15 protein-coding genes are annotated in these 18367 nt (G+C 68.7%); 12 read left to right on the forward strand and 3 right to left on the reverse strand.

Annotated elements, in window-relative coordinates; genetic code table 11:
- Positions 1–51: 51 nt before the first annotated feature.
- The 3 genes from C1927_RS12470 to C1927_RS21430 all read right to left on the reverse strand — a co-directional run bounded on the left by C1927_RS12470 (position 52) and on the right by C1927_RS21430 (position 6202).
- Positions 52–4629, reverse strand: a complete 4578-nt coding sequence (locus C1927_RS12470; protein ID WP_108746859.1) for a YadA-like family protein — start codon at positions 4627–4629, stop codon at positions 52–54.
- Between the two features lie 181 nt (positions 4630–4810).
- The gene (locus C1927_RS12475; protein ID WP_108746860.1) at positions 4811–5803 is read right to left on the reverse strand and encodes an AraC family transcriptional regulator; all 993 of its coding nucleotides are present in this window, start codon (positions 5801–5803) and stop codon (positions 4811–4813) included.
- Positions 5804–5983: 180 nt separating this feature from the next.
- Complete coding sequence (locus C1927_RS21430; protein WP_159095356.1) at positions 5984–6202, reverse strand: hypothetical protein; 219 nt, start codon at positions 6200–6202, stop codon at positions 5984–5986.
- Positions 6203–6478: 276 nt separating this feature from the next.
- Between C1927_RS21430 and C1927_RS12480 the strand changes: the two genes are divergently transcribed.
- The 12 genes from C1927_RS12480 to C1927_RS12535 all read left to right on the forward strand — a co-directional run bounded on the left by C1927_RS12480 (position 6479) and on the right by C1927_RS12535 (position 18273).
- On the forward strand, positions 6479–6667 hold the full coding sequence (locus C1927_RS12480; protein ID WP_079222156.1) for a Flp family type IVb pilin: 189 nt from the start codon (positions 6479–6481) through the stop codon (positions 6665–6667).
- A gap of 91 nt (positions 6668–6758) precedes the next feature.
- Positions 6759–7304 (forward strand): prepilin peptidase, encoded by a 546-nt coding sequence (locus tag C1927_RS12485; RefSeq protein WP_108746861.1) that lies wholly within the window; start codon positions 6759–6761, stop codon positions 7302–7304.
- The gene (locus tag C1927_RS12490; protein WP_079222158.1) at positions 7301–7789 is read left to right on the forward strand and encodes a TadE/TadG family type IV pilus assembly protein; all 489 of its coding nucleotides are present in this window, start codon (positions 7301–7303) and stop codon (positions 7787–7789) included. Before C1927_RS12485 ends, C1927_RS12490 begins: the two co-directional genes overlap by 4 nt.
- A gap of 24 nt (positions 7790–7813) precedes the next feature.
- Positions 7814–8851, forward strand: coding sequence for a Flp pilus assembly protein CpaB (cpaB, locus tag C1927_RS12495; RefSeq protein WP_108746862.1), 1038 nt, complete (start codon positions 7814–7816; stop codon positions 8849–8851).
- 19 nt (positions 8852–8870) lie between these two features.
- A complete protein-coding gene (locus tag C1927_RS12500; protein ID WP_079222160.1) occupies positions 8871–10229 on the forward strand; it encodes a type II and III secretion system protein family protein in 1359 nt (452 codons plus the stop codon).
- A gap of 24 nt (positions 10230–10253) precedes the next feature.
- Positions 10254–11510 (forward strand): fimbrial protein, encoded by a 1257-nt coding sequence (locus C1927_RS12505; protein ID WP_108746863.1) that lies wholly within the window; start codon positions 10254–10256, stop codon positions 11508–11510.
- Positions 11495–12844: a CpaF family protein gene (locus C1927_RS12510; RefSeq protein WP_108746864.1), complete on the forward strand. Its 1350-nt coding sequence runs from the start codon at positions 11495–11497 to the stop codon at positions 12842–12844. The genes C1927_RS12505 and C1927_RS12510 overlap by 16 nt, the downstream gene beginning before the upstream one ends.
- Before the next feature lie 2 nt (positions 12845–12846).
- The gene (locus C1927_RS12515; RefSeq protein ID WP_108746865.1) at positions 12847–13779 is read left to right on the forward strand and encodes a type II secretion system F family protein; all 933 of its coding nucleotides are present in this window, start codon (positions 12847–12849) and stop codon (positions 13777–13779) included.
- Between the two features lie 28 nt (positions 13780–13807).
- Entirely contained in the window at positions 13808–14737 is a 930-nt protein-coding gene (locus C1927_RS12520; RefSeq protein WP_108746866.1) for a type II secretion system F family protein, read from the forward strand.
- Between the two features lie 5 nt (positions 14738–14742).
- The gene (locus tag C1927_RS12525; protein ID WP_108747842.1) at positions 14743–15624 is read left to right on the forward strand and encodes a Flp pilus assembly protein TadD; all 882 of its coding nucleotides are present in this window, start codon (positions 14743–14745) and stop codon (positions 15622–15624) included.
- A complete protein-coding gene (locus C1927_RS12530; RefSeq protein WP_108746867.1) occupies positions 15621–16118 on the forward strand; it encodes a DUF3613 domain-containing protein in 498 nt (165 codons plus the stop codon). The genes C1927_RS12525 and C1927_RS12530 overlap by 4 nt, the downstream gene beginning before the upstream one ends.
- Positions 16119–16128: 10 nt before the next feature.
- Positions 16129–18273 carry a TadG family pilus assembly protein gene (locus tag C1927_RS12535; protein WP_108746868.1) on the forward strand — a complete coding sequence of 715 codons (2145 nt, stop codon included), beginning with the start codon at positions 16129–16131 and terminating at the stop codon, positions 18271–18273.
- The last annotated feature ends 94 nt before the right edge of the window (positions 18274–18367 follow it).

The following is an 18367-nucleotide window of genomic DNA, read 5'->3' on the forward strand; positions in this document are numbered from 1 at the left end:
CTGTCGATGTGGTGGGCAGGGCCGGGCTGTCGCGCAGCCCGGCCCGCGCGCTTACCACTGGATGCCGGCGCCGACGGCTACGCCGGCTTCGCCACGGGTGTTGGTGGAACCGCTGAACTTGTAGATCCAGCGGCCGCCTTCGGAGACACCGGAAATGCCCAGCGCCATGCCCGATTCGCCGTTGTAGCTGCCCGCCGCGAACGAGGCCATGCTGCGACCCGCTTCACTGGGCTGCGGCAGTGCGGCGGTGGCCATGGCCGAGGCGATGCCGGCCGAAGCGCGGTTGTCGGTCTTGCGCAGTTCCCGCTCGAAGCCGCCCATGCGCTCGTCGGTATAGGCCTTGGACCAGTCCAGGGTCTGCGACATGCCAGCCCTCAGCTGGTCGACGTTGACCGCATCGGTGCCGGCGGTACCGGCCGCCACGTTGCGCACGGTGGTCGGGCCGCCGGTGGTGCTGCCGAGGGTGACGCTGTTGAAGTTGGTGTCACCGTTGACGGTGGTGTCGTAGCGCAGCGTGCCCTGCTGCGATGCCTGCAGCTGGCGCACGTTGACCGCATCGGTGGCCTGGGTGCCGTCGGCCACGTTGACCACCTGGCGTTCGGCACCGGCAGCGCCCACCGACACCGTGTTGGCGCGGTTGGCGACGGAGCCGGCGCCCAGCGCCACCGAGTTGTCGGCCTGCGCCTGCGCGCCATTGCCCAGCGCAGTGGAGTTGGCTCCGGCGGCGGTGGAACCGGCACCACCGGCGGCGGAGTTGGCGCCGGTCGCGGCCGGGTCGGCCAGGTTGTTGCTGTTGTTGGCGCGGAAGCTGCCCGCCACGTTGGTGATGTTCTGGATCTTCTGGTCGGTGTAGGCCTTGGACTGGTCGATGGCGTAGTTCACGCCGTTGTTCAGCTGGCCCACGTTGGTGGCGTCGTGGTCATCGGAGCCGTCGGCCACGTTGGTGATCTTGCGCTCGGCACCACTGCTGCCCACCGACACTTCACCGGCCGAGTTGCTGGCCCCGGCTTCGCCGTAGGCGCCGGTGTAACCGGTCTGTGCGCCGACGCTGGCGACCGAACCGCTGCCCAGGGCCACGCTGTTGTCGGCGCTGGCGCTGGCGCCGTTGCCGACGGCCACGCTGGAGGCACCGGCCGCGCTGGCCTGCGGGCCCACCGCCACCGCCTCGTCGCCGGTCGCGGTCGCTGCGGCGGCAGCCGAATTGACCGCCAGGTAGGGACTGGCGCTGCCGTTGAGGATGCGCTGGTTGAGCGTGCGCAGCGAACCGTCGACCGCCGAGAAGGCGGCAGTAACGTTGCTGTAGTCGTTGAGCGAGATGCTGCCGTCGGTGGCGATGCTGGAAATGCTGAAGGACGGTGCGGTCCACTGCGAGGTGGTGCCGTCGTAGGTGGTGCTGCCGCCGAAGTAGTTGGCGATGGTGGCGTGGGTGGCGAACAGCTGGTCGCCGGTGATGGCATCGCTGCTGCCGGCCTGGATGCTGCCAGCGGCCACGTTGGTCAGCGTCACCGCAGCGCCACCGGTACCGCTGAGGGTGACCGAATCCATCATGTCGCCGTTGCCATCCACATCGTATTTCACGGCGCGCTTGTCCAGGTCGTCGGTCTGGTCGACCACGTTGGCCAGCGAATTGCTCACCGCATCGAAGGCACTGCCCACGTCGTTGTAGCTGCCCTGGCTGATGGTGCCGTTGGCGGCGACGTTGTTGATGTTGTAGGTCGGCGCGGTGACCACGCCGTTGCCATCCACCGTCGAACCGCCGCCCAGGTGGGTGGCCACGGTCTGGTTGGCGGCAAACAGCTGGGCGCCATTGATGGCTTCGCTGCTGAGCGCGCTGACTTCGCCCGGGCCCAGGTTGCGCAGGGTGGTGGCGGTACCGCCCTGGCCCAGCGTGGCGCTGGCGTAGTCCACGCTGCCATCGGCGTTGAGGTCGTAGCGCAGCGCGCCCTCCTCCGATGCCTGCAGCTGGCCCAGGTTGACCGCATCGGTCGCCTCGGTCGCTGCGGCGACGTGGGCGATCTGGCGTTCGGCACCGGCGGCGCCGACGGAGACGGTGTTGTCACGGTCGGCCAGGCTGCCTGCGCCGACGGCGATACTGTTGGCAGCAGTGGCCTGCGCGTTGCTGCCGACGGCGATGGAGTCGCTGCCGGTCGCCACGGCTTCCACGCCGGTGGAATTCACCCGCAGGTACTTGGTGCCGCCGTTGCGGATGTCGTTGATCTGCGTGTTGAGGTTCACCAGCGAGCCATCGACGGCGTCGAAGGCATCGGTGGCGTTCTCGTATGCGCCCTGGGCGATCGCGCCGTCTCCGGAGATGGTGCTGATCTCGAACAGCGGTGCAGTGAAGGCACCGGTGGCCGGGTCGAAGGCCGTGCGGCCGCCGAAGAAGCGCGTGATCGCATCGTTGCTGGTGAACAGCTGGCTGCCGTTGACCGCTTCGGTGCTGGTGGCGCTGATCGCACCCGCCGCCAGGTTGCCCAGAGTGGTGGTGCCGGTGCCATTGCCCAGCGTGACACGGCGGTAGTCCGGGTCGCCGTTGGCGTCCAGGTCGTAGGTCACGGCGACGTCGCCCAGTGCATCGATCTGGCTGATCGCGCCCCTCAACTGGGCGACGTTGACCGCATCGGTGTTGGCACTACCTGCGGCCAGGTTGGTGATCTGCCGCTCGCCGCCGTCGGCGCTGCCCACCGACACTTCACCGGCGGACACCTGCGCTGCGGTCAGGCCGTAGGCGCTGTAGCTGGCCTGCGCGCCACGTACTGCAGCCGAGCGGTAGCCCAGCGCCACCGAATTGGCCTTGTCGGAGGTTGCCTCGGCGCCGAGCAGGGTCTGCCCGTTGGCGGTGCCGGAGGCGCTGTCGCCGACGATCACCGAATGGCCCATGCGCGCGGCGTAGTCCGCGGTGGGCACGCCGGTGGGGTTGGTCGGATCGTTGGTACCGTTGCCGGGGAAGGCGACGCTGGCATCGACCTTGGGCAGTTCGTGGCGTGCGTTGGCGCCGATCACCACTTCCCTGGAGCCGTTGGCGAAGGCGCCGTCACCCATCAGCACCTGGTAATCCTGCGCCGGATTGACCGCCCAGCAGGAGATATCGGCCAGGCCGATATCCAGGCACTTGGCGGCCCAGTCCGGCGACTGGCCCGGCAGCAGCAGCCCCAGCAGTCCGCCCGGGTTGCCGTTGTTGATGTTGTAGATGTAGCTGTCCGAGGTGACGCCGCCGATCAGCGTGAGGTGTGAATTCCCACCGGTGACTGCACCGCCCAGGCCGTTGAGGGTGGTGCCGACCGGTGTGGCGTTGACCAGCGGAATGCCCAGCACGTTGACCGCGGAATAGGTCTGCATCACGTTGGCGGTGCTGACCTTCAGGTTGCCGTTGGAGAGGTAGCCGGTGCCGCCGAACAGGCTGGCGGTGGTCGGGCCGATCAACGAGCTGACACCACCGACCAGGCCGCCGGTGCCGATGATCAGGCCAGCATTCGGATCAGCTGCTGCGGGCGCCTTCGGGCTGTCCGGCGGAATCGCTGAAGGCTGGGTCAGGCCCAGGCCATCGAGCGTGTTGCCGAGCAGGCCGCCCACGGCACCGCCGAGGTTTCCGACCGTGCCGTTGAGATCGCCGTTGACCAGGCTGCCGACGGCACCGCCGACACCGTTCAGCGCACTGCCGACGCCGGTGAGCAGGCCGCCCAGGCCCAGCGAACTGGTCTGCGCGCCCACGATCGTGCTGCCGGCCAGTTTCAGGTTGCGGTCGGCGATGACCGCCTCGCCATCCGGGCCCAGCACGCGCACCTTGCCGGCGACGGTGCCATCGAGCCCGGCAGTCAGTGCACGATCGTCGGTGTCGCCCGGCAGTTCCTCCTTGGCCGGCAGCGTGGCCGACGCCGCAGCGCCCACCTTGCCCTGCCCTTCGATGGCATGGCCGGCCAGCGCCAGCTTTGCATCGACCTGACCATCGACTGCGGCCTTCAGGCCGGACAGCGACGTGGTCGGCGTTGCCGCCACGTTTGCGGCGACCGCAGCCTTGGTATCGAGAGCCGCAACCGGCGTGCCCGCTACGCCCACATGGGCCTTGGCAGCGGCCGTGGTGGCCACGGCGAGCGGTGCCTGCGACTGCGGGGCCAGCTGCGCCGCCACGGCGGCTTCGACGCGGGTGCTGCTGCCCAGCCCGACCGACGCACGCACATCGGCCGCCACGCCCGGCGCGGCCACCTGCTGCGGCGCCTTGCCGGTGCCCAGTGAAACCTTGACCGTGGCCGGCAGTACATCGCGTACCACCGGCAGGCCGGTGGTGCTCAGCTGCAGCCCGATGCGCGCATCGGTGCTGATGGCCGGGCTGGTCTGCGCCTGGCGTGCGGCGGCGGCCAGTGCCACTTCGGCATCGACCTTCACCGGCATGGTCTGGGTGTACTTGGCCGCCAGTGCCTGCAGGTCACGCAGTGACTGGTTGGCTTCACTGGCGGCCGCTGTGCCGCTGGCGAGGACACTGAGCAGTGCCAGGGCCAGTGCGCTGGGCACCAGCAGTTTCGATTGCGGATCGCGGAGCGTGGTTGCACCGCCATCGCCGGTGGCCAGTTCCGAGGCCACGACAAGAGCATTGAGCTGGCGGTTCCATACACGCCGGTAAATGCGGTTCATGAGCACTTCCCCCGTTGACGAACGACTTGAAATCCAGTGGGCATGCCGGTCGGCACGTGACTGACATTTCAGCGGTTTCAACGGTGGCGGGGCACTTCATTCCGGCACGGCAATCGCGCATTCCGGCAAAGCCACGGGCGGATTCGGCAGGCGGATATGCAGATTCGGCAGCGCGCTGGTTTCAGGCCGGTTGGCCGATCTGCGCGGGCGAACGCATCAGGGTGTCGCGTGGCAGTTCGCCGAACACCTTGCGGTAGTTGTCGGCAAACCGGGACAGATCCCACAGGCCGCAGCTGAGCGCGATGGCCTTGACCGAGCGGCGGCTGGAATCGGCCATCGACAGGCTGCGGCACGCCGCGCACAACCGCAGCATCGACAGGTAGCGGTTGGGCGACACGCCGAACAGGTCCTCGAACGCATAGCGCAGGCCGCGCTCGCTGACACCGGCCGCATCGCAGATTTCATTCATGTATATATTGCGCCGCAGGTTGAGCCGCATGAAGTTCTCGGCCCGCTGCGCGATCAGGTAGTGCGTCCGCCGCGCCCGGGTGAAGCCGGGCCGATCGCCGGGCCCCGCCGCCAGCAGCGCCTGGATGTGTTCATGCAGCAGGCGGTCGGTCTCTTCCGGCTGCAGGGCGGTGCCTTGCCCCAGCTGCGCGTGCAGCTGCAGGTAGTGGTTGGCCAGCGCCTGGCTGTCGACGGGCAGCTGCACCAGGCTCAGGGCCTGGCCGGCCGGCGGCGTGCTGCGCAGGCTCAGTTCGGTGAGCTTGCGCTGCACCCGCGCCACCGGCAGCAGCATGGCCGTGATCCGGGTGCCGGCGCTGAGCGTGAATTCACTGATGCCTTCCGGCAGCACGGTGAATGACATGCCCGCCACCATCGGCACGCCGTGGCACCAGCTCTGCACCTCATCGGTGGCATGCACGAACCCGAGCATCGCCCAGTCCGGGGGCAGCATGAAGCGCCCGCGGCAATGGAAGCCGCAGGTGATGCTGCAGAACAGCGCTTCGTCGTGCACGCGCGAAGAGAAGGCAGCCCTGGGGCCGTTGCCGTCGAGCAGCAGCAGCTCCACATCGCAGACGCGAAGCACACCGCTCAGCGTCGCCAGGTCGATCGACCGCAGTTCGCCGTCGTCGAGCTGGCCGCCTTCGATATCGCCCACCCCACCTTCCATGACAGTGTCGTCCCCCCATGAGTCCGTATCCGCCGCCCCCACTGCCTGACAGGGCGCGCGCCGTAGTCCATTCACCGTCCCGGCTTTCAATGCAGGTCGGCTGCCACGCTTGCTTGTCGAATGCACCTGAGTATTGCGTGTAAATCAGCGCCCGTAAACAGTGACGCATTACGTTAACCATTAATTCTTCCTGTTTCCAAACAGGCCGCCGAATGGCACGGAATTCGCATGCGGCAACGCCTCCCGGCGATTTTCTCGATCCAAATGAACGGATTTGTCGGGCAACGTTTTTTCTTCACGCAAACGGCCGCTTTTCTTCACGTGAAAATGGCTTTGTGCCGAATTTGCATATTGATTGGGCTTGCGGCACCGCGCCATTCGGGCAAGAGTCGAAGCCATGGTGATCCGGCCAGGCGACAACGGCCTCACCCAGGGGGAAACATGCGAAAGCACGCCACCAGCAGACACTCGACCCGCGGCCGGACGCCGCGCCATGGTGGTCGCGTGGCAGCTGCTCCCCGGGTTCTGGATCACGACGAATAAACAGGGAGGGGAATGTCCCGCCCTGTCCCCCTGCCAGGAAGGCGGGGGTCCATGGATGGACCCGGCGGAGCCGGGCACCCATTCAAACCGGGTAATACAGCTAAACCTGACTGGTATAGGGAGACAACCGTCATGAACGCATCCATCCGCAGATTCCTCAACGAAGAAGACGGCGTGACCGCGCTGGAATATGGCCTGTTGGCGGCGGTCATCGCCGGCATCCTGGTCGTGGTCGGCAAGGAACAGATCACCTCGTTCTTTACTTCGCTGTTTACCGCGCTCACCGAAACCGCCGAGAAAGCCACAACGGCCGCGGAGTGAGTCGCCATGCCGTCGAGGGTTGCCCCCGCGCAACCTCGATGGCGGTTTCAGTTTCACGTACTTGTCCATTGAAGGACGCTGAGGGTGTGGGATGACGCTACTGGGGCTGTTGGCCATGGGATTGAGCCTGCGCATCGCGATCAGCGATCTGTATGCCCGCCGTGTCCCCAACGCCTGGCTGGCCGGAGCGTGCGCGCTTGCCCTCCCGTTGATCGTCGCCGGCCAGTTTTCCGGCCCGCACCTGCCATGGTGGGGGCACCTGCTGGGCGCCGCGCTGGGGCTGGCATCGCTGCTGCCCTTCTACGCGCTCGGCTGGATGGGCGCCGGTGACGTCAAGTTCTTCGCCGTGCTGGGCCTGCTGCTGGGCTGGACCGCCCTGCTGCCGATCTGGATCGCCGCAAGCCTGGTGGCAGGCCTGCATTCGGTACTGGTGATCAGCGCACGACGGGTAGTGCCCTGGGTGCCGCCACGCCTGCACCTGCACTGCGCGCGGCTGAGCGCGCACTGGCAGGCGCGCCCGGCCATCCAGGACATGCACCTCGCCCGCCAGGGACGCAAGGGCATCCCCTACGCCGCCTATCTGGCCTTCGCCGCCATCGGCTGGGTCCTGGCCTCGACCCAGGGAGTCATGCCATGAGGATGATCGGACGCCATCGCCAACGCGGCGTCATCACCGTCGAGTACGCGCTGATGATGATGCTCGGCTTCATCCCGCTGCTGATGCTCACTTTCTCGGGCGTGATGATCATGGCCGCGCAGCAGACCCTGGCCACCGCATCGGCCGAGGGTGCGCGCGCATCGCTGCGTTTCGGCAGCACCGCCGAGCGTCGCGTTGCCGCGTGCTCGGCCGCGCGCCGCTCGATGCAGTGGCTGTTGCAGTTCTCGGGCCAGGATCCCGATTGCGGTTCGGCCAGCAGCACGGGCAGCGGCGCCGGCGCCATCGTGGTATCGCCGCCTGCCGCCTGCAGCGGCCTGGCCAGCGCGCAGTGCGTGACCGTCACGGTCAGCTACGACTATTCCAGCCACCCGTTCCTTCCTGGCACCGGCACGCTGTACGGCTGGGTGATGAAGGCCCCCATCCGCAGTGTCGCGGTCGCCCAGCTCGACCTCGGCAGCAACTGACGACCGGTTTCAGGAGATGGTTCCATGCTCAAGTTGACCCGCATCGCCGCCATCGCACTGATCGCCCTGGCCCTGCTCCTCGCCGTAGTGGCGTTCATGGTGGGGCGCAAGCCCGCCACCACGGCGACCGCGCCCATGGCAGCCTCCACCAGCGATGCGCGCACCGTCACCGTGGTGGAAGCCGTGGCCCGCCTGCCGGCCGGCGAGCCGATCCGCGCCGATGGCGTGCGCCTGGCCCAGCGCACTGCGGCCGAGCCCGGCGCGTCGTCCGACCTGGCCTCGGTGCTGGGCAAGGTGCCGGTGCAGGACATCGCCGAGGGCACTACGGTCAACCGCAGCCTGCTTGCCCAGGGTTTCTCGCTGCAGCTTCGTCCCGGCGAGCGCGCATTGGCCGTGCCGGTCGATGAGCTGGTGGGCGCAGGCAACCGGATCCTGCCCGGCGATTTCGTCGATGTGTTCCTCAACCTGCGCAGCACCAGCAACAGCGCGAACGGCCAGCCGGAACTGGCCCAGACCCGCCTGCTGCTGTCCCGCCTGCGGGTGTTGAGCTACGGCCAGCAGGACATTGCCGTGGACCCGGGCCAGGCCAGCGCTGACAACGGCGGCAGTGCGCAGGGCGACGACCCGCGCGCCGCCGACATTACCGGCAGCTCGAGCGCCAGCAGCCACAACGATGCCACCCAACCGGCGCGCAGCGCGGTGCTGGCGGTGCCGGTGGACGAGGCCAACCGCCTGTTGCTGGGCGCCCAGCAGGGCAAGCTCTACCTGGCGCTGCGCAACCCGGCCGACGCGGGCCTGCCCGACGTCGCCCTGTTCCCGCAGGCACGCGGCGTGCTGGATCCGCTGCGCGGCCTGGACACCGAACAGCAGCAGGCCTTGCAGCGCCCCGAAAACAACGCCTATGCCGGCATCGACGGCGACGGCCTGGCAGGCGCTTCCGCGCGACCGCGGCCGGTGGCCGACGCAGCGCCGCGTGCGGCCGCACCGCGTCGTGCAGCCGCGCGCCCGGCCGGCATCGAGATCATCCGTGGCGACAGTGCAGCCCCCCGCGGTTCCCTTTGACCTGCCCCCGAGACCTTCCATGACCGTACATCGCTCGCATCCTCGCCCGACCGCCCGCCAACGCTGGCTGGCCCTGCTGCTGGTGCTGCTGGCGCCCGGCACGGGCGTGGCGGCAGATGAGCTGGTGCTGCAGGCCCGCGAACAGCGTCCGTGGACCCTGCCGGCCGACCTGGAACGGGTGGCCATCGCCGATCCGGGCGTGGCCGATGTGGTGATGCTGCGCGGCCAGCGCCAGGCATTGCTGGTGGGCAAGGCGCCCGGCACCACCACCCTGCTGCTGTGGCACCGCAAGCAGAGCGAGCCGCAGCGGCTGCAGGTCCGCGTGCAGAGCGCCGTGCAGGGTGCCGCCGATGCCGGCCGCAACGGCCTGGTGTTCACCCAGCAGGACCAGCAGGGCCTGCTGCAGGGAAGCAGCGACAGCATGCTGTCCCACATGCAGGAGCAGAAGACCGCTGCCATGGCGCTGGGCAAGGAAGGCATGCTGGCCGACGCCTCCACCATCGCCAGTGGCGGCGTGGTGCAGGTGGAAGTGAAGGTGGTCGAGTTCAACAAGACCGCGCTGAAGCAGATCGGCATCAGCTTCCAGAACCGCAACGGTGGCTTTGCCTATGGCTTCGCCCGCCCCGGCGGCATCCTGCCGGGCAACACCGGCATCCTGCCCGGCATGCAGGAAGGCAACAGCAGCAACGAAGCCGAATCACCCATTTCCTCGGCATTCCGGCTGGTGTTCGGCTCCACCAACGGGTTGTGGAATGCCGACGTCGACCTGCTGCAGAGCAACGGCATGGCACGCGTGCTGGCCGAGCCGACCCTGGTCGCCCTGTCCGGCCAGAGCGCGAGCTTCCTGGCCGGCGGCGAGCTGCCGATCCTCGAGCCGCAGGGCCTGGGCACCACCACCGTCACCTACAAGCCGTTCGGCATCGGCCTGACCGTCACCCCCACCGTGCTGTCGGCCAACCGCATCGCGCTGAAGGTCGCGCCGGAAGCGAGCGACCTGGACTACACCAACGCGATCGCCCTCAACGGCGTGCAGATTCCCTCCATCAGCACGCGCCGTGCCGATACCACGGTCGAACTGGGCGACGGCGAGAGCTTCGTCATCGGCGGCCTGGTCAGTTCCACCGTCGCTTCCACGGTGAACAAGATCCCGATGCTCGGTGACCTGCCGATCATCGGCTCGTTCTTCCGCAACCTGGATTACAAGCGCCAGGACAAGGAGCTGGTGATCATCGTCACCCCGCGCCTGGTGCAGCCGCTGGCCCGCAACACCGAACTGCCGCTGCCCGGCGACCGCGAATCCCGCCCGCACCTGCCCGAGTGGGGTGCGTGGCTGCTGGGTCCGGTCAGCCAGGACCCGGTGCCCGGATTCTCGCGCTGACCCGATGCTGCGGACCCCACGCCCATGCCCTACGCCACCGCCCAGCCATTGCATGCCTCGGGACCACCGATGAATCTGGTCCTGTACGGCGTCGATCGTGAACTGCTGCCCCGGCTGGCGGCACGGCTGCCGGCATCGGCCGTGCTGCACTGGCAGGACAGCGCGCAGCCCACCTCCGCACAGGACCTGCAGCGCGGTGCCAATGGCCTGGTCCTGCTCGACTTCCGTCCCGAGTACGCGGCCTCGTCCATGGTGCTGGCCGCGCAACTGCAGCAGACCCAGCCTGACCTGAACCTGGTGGCGGTGGGGGCGACCGGCAACAGCCAGGTGGAAGGCGTAGTGATGGCCCTGCGTGCCGGCCTGCGCGACGTGCTCGACCTGGACAGTGACAACGCCGGCATCGAAGCCGCCCTGCGCCGTGCACTTTCGCCGCGTGCCGCAGCCGCCGCACAGCCCGCGCACCGGGCACGGTTCATCCTGCTGCTGGGCGTGCGCGCCGGCGTCGGCACCAGCACGCTGGCGGCCCATCTGGCCGTGCTCGCGCAGCAGCAGCGTGGCGACGCCGCCGACGATGCCGCCGGGACCGATGGCCTGCTGATGGAACTGGCGCAGCCGGCGGGCGACCTCGCGCTTTACCTCAACCTGGACAGCCGCTTCCACTACGAGGATGCACTGCGCAACGCCAGCCGCATCGACGCGACGCTGGCACGCACGGCGATGGCCCGGCACACCAGTGGCCTGGTCCTGCTCGACCGTGCCAGCGGCAGCGACGCCGTGCCGCCGTCCGACCCGGGTGCCCTGCTGCAGCGCCTGCGCGGGGTGTTCACCAGCGTGCTGTGCGATGCCGGCGGCTGCCCGCTGCGCCAACTGCCGCCGCTGCTGCTGGAACAGGCCGATGAGATCTGGCTGGTGGCCGACACCGCCATCGCCACGCTGGTGTCGCTCGACCACGCCCTCAAGCACCTGAGCGGGCAGCGCGAACGCGAAAGCCGGCTGCAGCTGGTGGTCAACCGCCATGACGAACACAGCGGCCTGACCCCGGAACAGATCGCACGACGCTTCGAACTGCCCCTGCTGGCCACCCTGCCCGAGCGCCCGCGCGTGCGGGCCGCGGCCAGCCACGGCCACCTGCTGCTGCAGGATGCCCCGCGCGATCCGTACCTGCGCGCCCTCGCCCCGCTGGTGGCGCGACTGGACCCGGCCGCCGGCCCGGCCCTGCCGCCCGGCCTGCGGGAAAGACTTGCCCTTGCCCTGGGTGGAACGCCATGGAAGACAAAGTGACCCTGTTTCCCAACGCCATGGCGCGTGCCGTGCTGCCTGAGAACGCACCGGCCAGCCCACCGTTCGCACAGACCGAGCAGTACCAGAAGGTGCTGTCGGCCGCGCATGAGCATCTGCTCAACAGCATCGAGGACGAGCGGATCGACATCGATTCGTGGGCACCGGACACCATCGCACGCTGGGTGCAGGTGCAGACCGTCAGCTTCATCCAGGAATGGCGCATCCCGATCAACGAGGAGGAGATGCAGGCTGTTGCCCAGGGGCTGGTGAAGGAGCTCACCGGTTTCGGCCCGCTGGATGACCTGCTGCACGATCCGACGATCGAGGACATCCTGATCAACGGCTTCAAGGACGTGCACGTCTCGCAGGGCGGCGTGCTCCGGCGCGCGACCCAGCGCTTTACCGACGATACCCACCTGCTGCGCATCCTGCGCCGCATCCTCGCCCCGATCGGGCGCCGCCTGGACGACTCCAATCCGATGGTGGACGCGCGCCTGCCCAACGGCGGCCGGCTCAACGCCATCATCTCGCCACTGGCCGTGGACGGGCCGATGGTGTCCATCCGCAAGTTCCGCAAGGATCCCTTCACCCCGGACGAGCTGCTGGCCAAGGGCACCTTCGACGCACCGATGCAGGCGCTCATCAAGGCCATGGTGCTGGGCCGCTGCAACATCCTGGTCTCCGGCGGCACCAGCTCGGGCAAGACCTCGCTGCTGAACGCACTGACCAGCTACGTGCCCGAAACCGAGCGCGTCATCACCGTGGAGGACACCGCCGAGCTGTCGCTGAACCATCCGCACGTGGTGCGCCTGGAAAGCCGCGTGGGGGGCGCCGATGGACATGGTGCCGTGGGCATCCGCGACCTGGTCCGCAACAGCCTGCGCATGCGCCCGGACCGCATCGTGGTCGGCGAAGTACGTGGCGCGGAAGTGCTGGAGATGCTGCAGGCCATGAACACCGGCCACGACGGTTCGATGGCCACCATCCACGCCAACTCGCCGCGTGACTGTCTCTACCGCATCGAGATGCTGGCCGGTTTTGCCGGCTTCCAGGGCAGCGAGGACAGCCTGCGCCGGCAGATCGCCAGCGCGATCGACTTCATCGTGCAGATCGCGCGACTGCCCAATGGCCGTCGCGTGCTGGTGTCGATCACCGAAATCACCGGCGTCAGCGACAACCTGATCACCACCCAGGAGATGTTCCGCCACGAGGTGCAGGTGGACGCGAGCGGGGCCGAGGTCAACCGCTGGATCGGCCTCGGCTTCCAGCCGCATTCGCGCAAGCTGGAGCCTTTCCGCCAGCTGCTGCGCGAATCGCTGTACGGAGACTTCTGAGCATGGGCATCGGCGCACTCCTGCTGCTGAGCATCGTCGCCGTGCTGCTGGCCGCCGCCGTGTGGCTGTGGGGCGCCGCGTACGGCCGCGAACAGCGCCAGGCCTCCCTGCAGCATGCCGAGCAGCAGCTGGGCCGCGGCGGCAACGCGCCCCCTGCGGCCAGCGACCCGAGCCGGGGGGCACCGGCAGCCGCCAAGCGCAGCCTGCCCTGGGATGCCTTCCTGCAGCGCGCCGGGCTGAGCCCGGGCTGGAAACTGCCGCTGCTGCTGATCGTGCCCGGCATCGCGCTGTCCGCCGTTGCCGTGCTGCGCCTAGGCACATTGTGGATGTTCCCGCTGACCCTGGGCCTGTACCTGCTTGCCTGCGTACTGTGGATCGTCCGCCGTACCACGCGGTTGCGGGCGCGCCTGCTGCACCAGCTGCCCGACTTCCTCGACAACCTGGTGCGGCTGACCGCGCTGGGCAACAGCCTGCAGATGGCGTTCCAGACCGCATCGGTACAGACCACCGCGCCGTTGCGCGACATGCTCGACACCACCGTGCGCTATGCGCGCAGCGGCATGGACCTGGACCGGGCGCTGGGCATGGCCGCCCAGCCCTACCAGATGGATGTGCTGAAGGTGCTCGCCGTGGTGATCGGCGTCAGCGTGCGCATTGGTGGCCGCTCCGACCAGATCCTGCAGCGCATGGGCGATTTCATGCGTGACCTGGAACAGGCACAGCAGGAACTGGCCGCCACCACCTCGGAAACCCGCATGTCGGCCTGGGTGCTGGGGCTGCTGCCGCCCATCAGCGCGGTGATCATGGCCATCAGCAGCCCCGATTTCTTCCAGCCCGTGCTGCACGACCCGCTGGGCCACAAGGTGCTGTTGATCGCCCTCGGCCTGGAACTGGTCGGTGGCTTCCTGCTGTATCGCCTGGCGCGCTCGCTATGAACGCACGCCTGTTCCCGGGAGACCTCCAATGAGCGCCGCGACCTGGTGGATGCTGGCCCTGCTGGTGCTGGCCGCGGGCGTGGCCCTGCTCGGCCTGGGCGGCTGGGTGCGCGGCAGCCGTGAAGCACGCACCAGTGCCACCCTGCAGACCGCCCTGCGCCCGCGTGACGCCGCGCCGCCGGACGCCGCGCCGGCACGCGATTCCTTTGGCTGGCTGCAGCAGCTCGGCCAACTGTTCACCGGCGGCCGCCTGGAGGCTGCCCTGCTGGCCAGCGAAGACCGGCTGCTGCTGGATCTGGCCGGCTGGAACACGCGTCGCGGCACCGCCATCTATCTTGCGCTGCGGCTGCTGCTGGCCGTGCTGGTACTGGTGGCTGCACTGGCACTGAGTGATGCCACCGGCGCGTCACGCTTCATGGTGGTCATCGGTGCACTGGCTGCGGGCCTGCTGCTGCCCAAGTTCGCACTGTCCAGCTGGGTGGCGCGCCGGCGCCGCGCGGTATCCAACGAACTGCCGCTGCTGATCGACCTGCTGCGCCTGCTGCAGGGGGTGGGCTTCAGCATGGACCAGAGCCTGCAGACGCTGGGCGAGAAGCTGCGCGATGCCCTCCCGGTGCTGGGCGGCGAGATCCATGAAGCCAACACCGCCTATTCGCTGGGCCGTACGCGCGCACAGTCACTGCGCCGCCTCAGCGACGTCTATGGCGACGATGACCTGTCCAGCCTCGTGCAGCTGATCCTGCAGGTGCACGCGCATGGCGGTGCCGTGCAGGAACCGCTGCGCCAGTTCAGCGTCCGCCTGCGCGAGCAGCGCCGCAACACGCTGAAGGAAAAGGTCGGAAAGCTCTCGGTGAAGATGACCGTGGTGATGATGCTGACCCTGCTGCCGGCGCTGATGCTGGTGCTGGCCGGCCCTGCGCTGGTGGCGCTGGCCAATACCTTGACCAAGATGGGATGAACACCATGCCCGCACTTCGCCCTGCCTACCTGCTGTGTGCCCTGGCCGCGCTGGCCGGTTGCGCCTCGACCACGCCGGCCTACCGGCAGGCGCCGAGCCTGGCCGAACCCACGCCAGCGCCGCAGGGCAGCCGCAACACCTACCTGGAACTGATCGCACGCATGCAGCAGCAGGGTGCATGGTTCGCCTCGCTGGCCCACGTGGATGCCTATCGCCAGCGCTTCGGCGATGCGCCCGCGCTGCGCCTGCTGCAGGCCGATGCACTGCGCGAAACGGGCCAGGCCGACGCCGCGGCCGACATCTACCGCAGCCTGGATTCCGGCCCACAGGCGGCCGCGGCCGCGCACGGCCTGGGGCTGATCGCCGCGCGCCGCAACGATGATGCCGCCAGCGAACAGGCGTTGGCACGGGCCACCCGCCTGCAGCCATTGAACACCGACTACCTCGGTGACCTGGGCTACGCGCGCCTGCGTGCCGGCCAGCTGGACCAGGCGCGCGAACCACTGGCCAAGGCACTGGAGCTGCAGCCGGGCAATGCCAAGGCCACCGCCAACCTGGCGCTGTGGGCCATGCTGCGCGGTGATGCCGCCACCGCCGAGCGCCTTGCGGCGCAGGCACAGCTCAGCCCGGACGTACAGCGCAACATCAGTGAACAGGCGCAACAGATACGCACGCGCTGGCAGCAACGCGACGCCGCGCGCAGCACGCAGGCCACCGCGCCCGTCGCAGCCGCGCGCAGCAGCATGCCCACCCGCGTTGCCGTGCCGGGCCGGATCGCCGCTGAAACCCCACGCAGCGAACGCGATGACCGGCTTGTCCCACGCCTCGCCCCTTCCATGCTTGAACGCTTCGGCAGCGCCGACCACCCCACCGGGAACACGCCATGACCGCCTCTCTTTTCCTGTCCCGCCCCCGCATGGCTCTGGCCGCCAGCTGCCTCCTCTGGGCATCGGCAAGCAACGCGCAGTCGCCGCAGCCGCCGCTTACCGGGCAGATGATGGGCGGCCCGCTGCCCGCCGTGGCGGCGCCAGCGCCAGCGCCGCCAGTGCCCGTGCACACGCCAGCAGCGGCCGAGCCGCTGCCCACCGTCGACCTGACGGCGCCCGCGGTTGCGTCTGCAGCCAGTACCGCCAGCATGCAGGCCGCGCCGGTTGCCACCAGCAGCACCGCCGCGCTGGCACTGTCCGGCAACGGCGCCACCGTGCGCCACCTGTTCCAGCTGCAGGCCTCCGGCACCCAGGCGGGCGCCCGCCTGCCGATGCTCGGCGACCAGGCCACGGCCAGCTATGCGCGCTACCTCAAGAGCTTCGAACACGAAATCCCGGACTTCTTCGAAACCGACGTGACGCGCGGCTCGGGCACGTCCGGCTCCAGCCGCTGAGGACTCGACCATGCGCCGTCCGCCACGCACCCTCACCTTCCACCAGCGCGGTGGCATGTCGGTCACCATGATGCTGGTGATGGCCGGGCTGGTGACGATGCTCGGCCTGGTCGAAGTGGGCTACCTGCTCTGGGCCAAGCGGGACGCGCAGAAGGTGGCCGACCTGGCCGCGCTGGCAGGCGCGCAGCGCCTGGACCTGTGCACCTCCGGCAACAGTGACAATACCGCCGCACGGCAGAACGCGCTGCAGGAGAACCGGTTCGGCGGGCAACTGGATGTGCGCTGCGGCAACTGGAATGCCAACCATGCCACTGCCGATCACTTCATCGGTACCGTCAGCGTGGAGAATCCGCGCAATGCGGTGAAGGTGGTGGCGCAACGCAGCGTGCTGCCGTTCTTCGGCGCCCACGCACAGCTGCCCACGGTCAGCGCCCAGGCCGTGGCCAAGCGAACGGCACCGTCGGCGGTGTTCAGCGTCGGATCGCAGCTGCTGCGTACCAACGGCAACTCGCCGTTGATGGCCACCCTGCGCCTGGTCGGCCTGGATGTGAGCAACGCCACCGTGCTGTCCTACGACGGCCTGGCCCAGGTGAGCGTCACGCCGTCGGGCCTGCTGAAGGCCCTGGGCATCCCGGTGGAGGCCAACCTGAGCGTGGCCGACTTCAACCGCCTGTTGTCGGTCAACAAGATCTCGCTGGCGCAGCTGGTCGATGCCACCGCCGTCGTGCTTGGCCGTGACAGTGCCGTGGCCGCGCAGCTGCGCGCGCTTGGCAGCCTGGTGTCGACCGGGCTGGACATCAACCAGGCCAACATCACCCTGGGCAGCCAGAACGGCGGCGGCGGCCTGTTCGCCGAGGTGATCGCGCCGGATGGCAGCATCGGCAGTGCGCTGGAATCGAAGATCAACGTGCTGGACCTGCTCAACACCGGCATTTCCATCGCCAACGACAACAACGGCGTGCAGGTGCGCGGCCTCAACCTGCTCGGCATCGACGTCAAGGCCGGCGTGATCGAGCCGCCGTCGATCGCCATCGGTGGCGTCGGCGCGCGTGCGTACAACGCCCAGGTGCGGCTGATGGTGGACGTCGACAGCAACCGCGTGCCTGCGGTCGGCGCCCTGCTGTCGCTGCTGGGCACGCGCCTGCACCTGCCGCTGCACGTGGACGTGACCAATGCGATGGGCACGCTGTCGTCGATCCAGTGCGGCGCCACGCCGCCCACCGCCACGGTCAAGGTGGACTCGTCGGTGCTGCGGGCCTGCGTCGGCAACGTCAACGCGGCCGATGTCTTCTCGAAGAACAACGTGTGCGACGCCACGCTGCAGAACGCGCAGCTGCTCACCCTGCTCGGCCAGCCACTCATCAACAACAAGATCACCCTGCCAGCGTTGACCGACAGCCAGAACCTGACCCTGGCCGCGGGCCAGACCGCTTCCACGCGCATCAATCCGCTGGCAGTGGGCGATACGGTGTCCACCCTGGTCAACGAGCTGCTGCGCGTGCTGTCCGGCATGCTCAGCGGCCCGAAGAGCGACCCCAAGCAGGCCGCTACCGCCCTCGCCGAACGCTACCTGGCCGCTGCGCATGCTCCAAACAGCCGCTACAACGTCGACAACGTCATCCCGCTGCTGCGCGATGGCAGTCCGGCGCAGAACCTCGCCCCCCTGGGCGACTGGACCGTCACCAAAGGCGTGCCCCGGCTCTGCGTGCTGGGCCTCACCACGTGCTGGGAAGACGGATCGGTATGGACCGGCTACCGCACGGCGGTCACCGGCCAGGGCCTGGGCCTGCTCGATGGTGCCCTCGGCGCGCTGCTGGGCGGCCTGCTGATCAACCGCTGCGACAGCCTCGTCACCAACCTGGTCAGTTACAACAACTGCGTGCGCGACAACCTGGCCTCCTACATCCAGACCAAGCCCGGCGGTTTCAACGACCCCACCGGCGGCGATGGGGTCACCGGTCCCGGCAACGCGGTCAGCTGCTCGGGCCTGCTGTGCACCGTGCTTACGCCGATCCTGTCCGCGCTCAAGCCCGTGCTCAACAGCGTCGGCGCACTGCTGACCCAGGTCCTGGCCGACCTGCTGGGCCTGGAACTGGGCCGTACCGACGTCAGCATGCAGTCGATCCAGTGCAATGCCGCCCAGCTGGTGTATTGACCCCTGTCCGGTGCGGTTGGCGGCTGCTGCACCCATGCTAGACTCGCGGCGGGGAACCACATTCATTTCAACCACACTTCGTTCGTGGATGGTC

Source organism: Stenotrophomonas sp. ZAC14D1_NAIMI4_1 (assembly GCF_003086775.1).
Classification (GTDB): Bacteria; Pseudomonadota; Gammaproteobacteria; order Xanthomonadales; family Xanthomonadaceae; genus Stenotrophomonas.

Excerpts from the sequence above, each read along its gene's own strand:
- C1927_RS12470 (WP_108746859.1), bottom strand. The coding sequence starts at position 4,629 with ATGAACCGCATTTACCGGCGTGTATGGAACCGCCAGCTCAATGCTCTT.
- C1927_RS12475 (WP_108746860.1), bottom strand. The coding sequence starts at position 5,803 with ATGGAAGGTGGGGTGGGCGATATCGAAGGCGGCCAGCTCGACGACGGC.
- C1927_RS21430 (WP_159095356.1), bottom strand. The coding sequence starts at position 6,202 with ATGGCTTCGACTCTTGCCCGAATGGCGCGGTGCCGCAAGCCCAATCAA.
- C1927_RS12480 (WP_079222156.1), top strand. The coding sequence starts at position 6,479 with ATGAACGCATCCATCCGCAGATTCCTCAACGAAGAAGACGGCGTGACC.
- C1927_RS12485 (WP_108746861.1), top strand. The coding sequence starts at position 6,759 with ATGACGCTACTGGGGCTGTTGGCCATGGGATTGAGCCTGCGCATCGCG.
- C1927_RS12490 (WP_079222158.1), top strand. The coding sequence starts at position 7,301 with ATGAGGATGATCGGACGCCATCGCCAACGCGGCGTCATCACCGTCGAG.
- cpaB (WP_108746862.1), top strand. The coding sequence starts at position 7,814 with ATGCTCAAGTTGACCCGCATCGCCGCCATCGCACTGATCGCCCTGGCC.
- C1927_RS12500 (WP_079222160.1), top strand. The coding sequence starts at position 8,871 with ATGACCGTACATCGCTCGCATCCTCGCCCGACCGCCCGCCAACGCTGG.
- C1927_RS12505 (WP_108746863.1), top strand. The coding sequence starts at position 10,254 with ATGCCCTACGCCACCGCCCAGCCATTGCATGCCTCGGGACCACCGATG.
- C1927_RS12510 (WP_108746864.1), top strand. The coding sequence starts at position 11,495 with ATGGAAGACAAAGTGACCCTGTTTCCCAACGCCATGGCGCGTGCCGTG.
- C1927_RS12515 (WP_108746865.1), top strand. The coding sequence starts at position 12,847 with ATGGGCATCGGCGCACTCCTGCTGCTGAGCATCGTCGCCGTGCTGCTG.
- C1927_RS12520 (WP_108746866.1), top strand. The coding sequence starts at position 13,808 with ATGAGCGCCGCGACCTGGTGGATGCTGGCCCTGCTGGTGCTGGCCGCG.
- C1927_RS12525 (WP_108747842.1), top strand. The coding sequence starts at position 14,743 with ATGCCCGCACTTCGCCCTGCCTACCTGCTGTGTGCCCTGGCCGCGCTG.
- C1927_RS12530 (WP_108746867.1), top strand. The coding sequence starts at position 15,621 with ATGACCGCCTCTCTTTTCCTGTCCCGCCCCCGCATGGCTCTGGCCGCC.
- C1927_RS12535 (WP_108746868.1), top strand. The coding sequence starts at position 16,129 with ATGCGCCGTCCGCCACGCACCCTCACCTTCCACCAGCGCGGTGGCATG.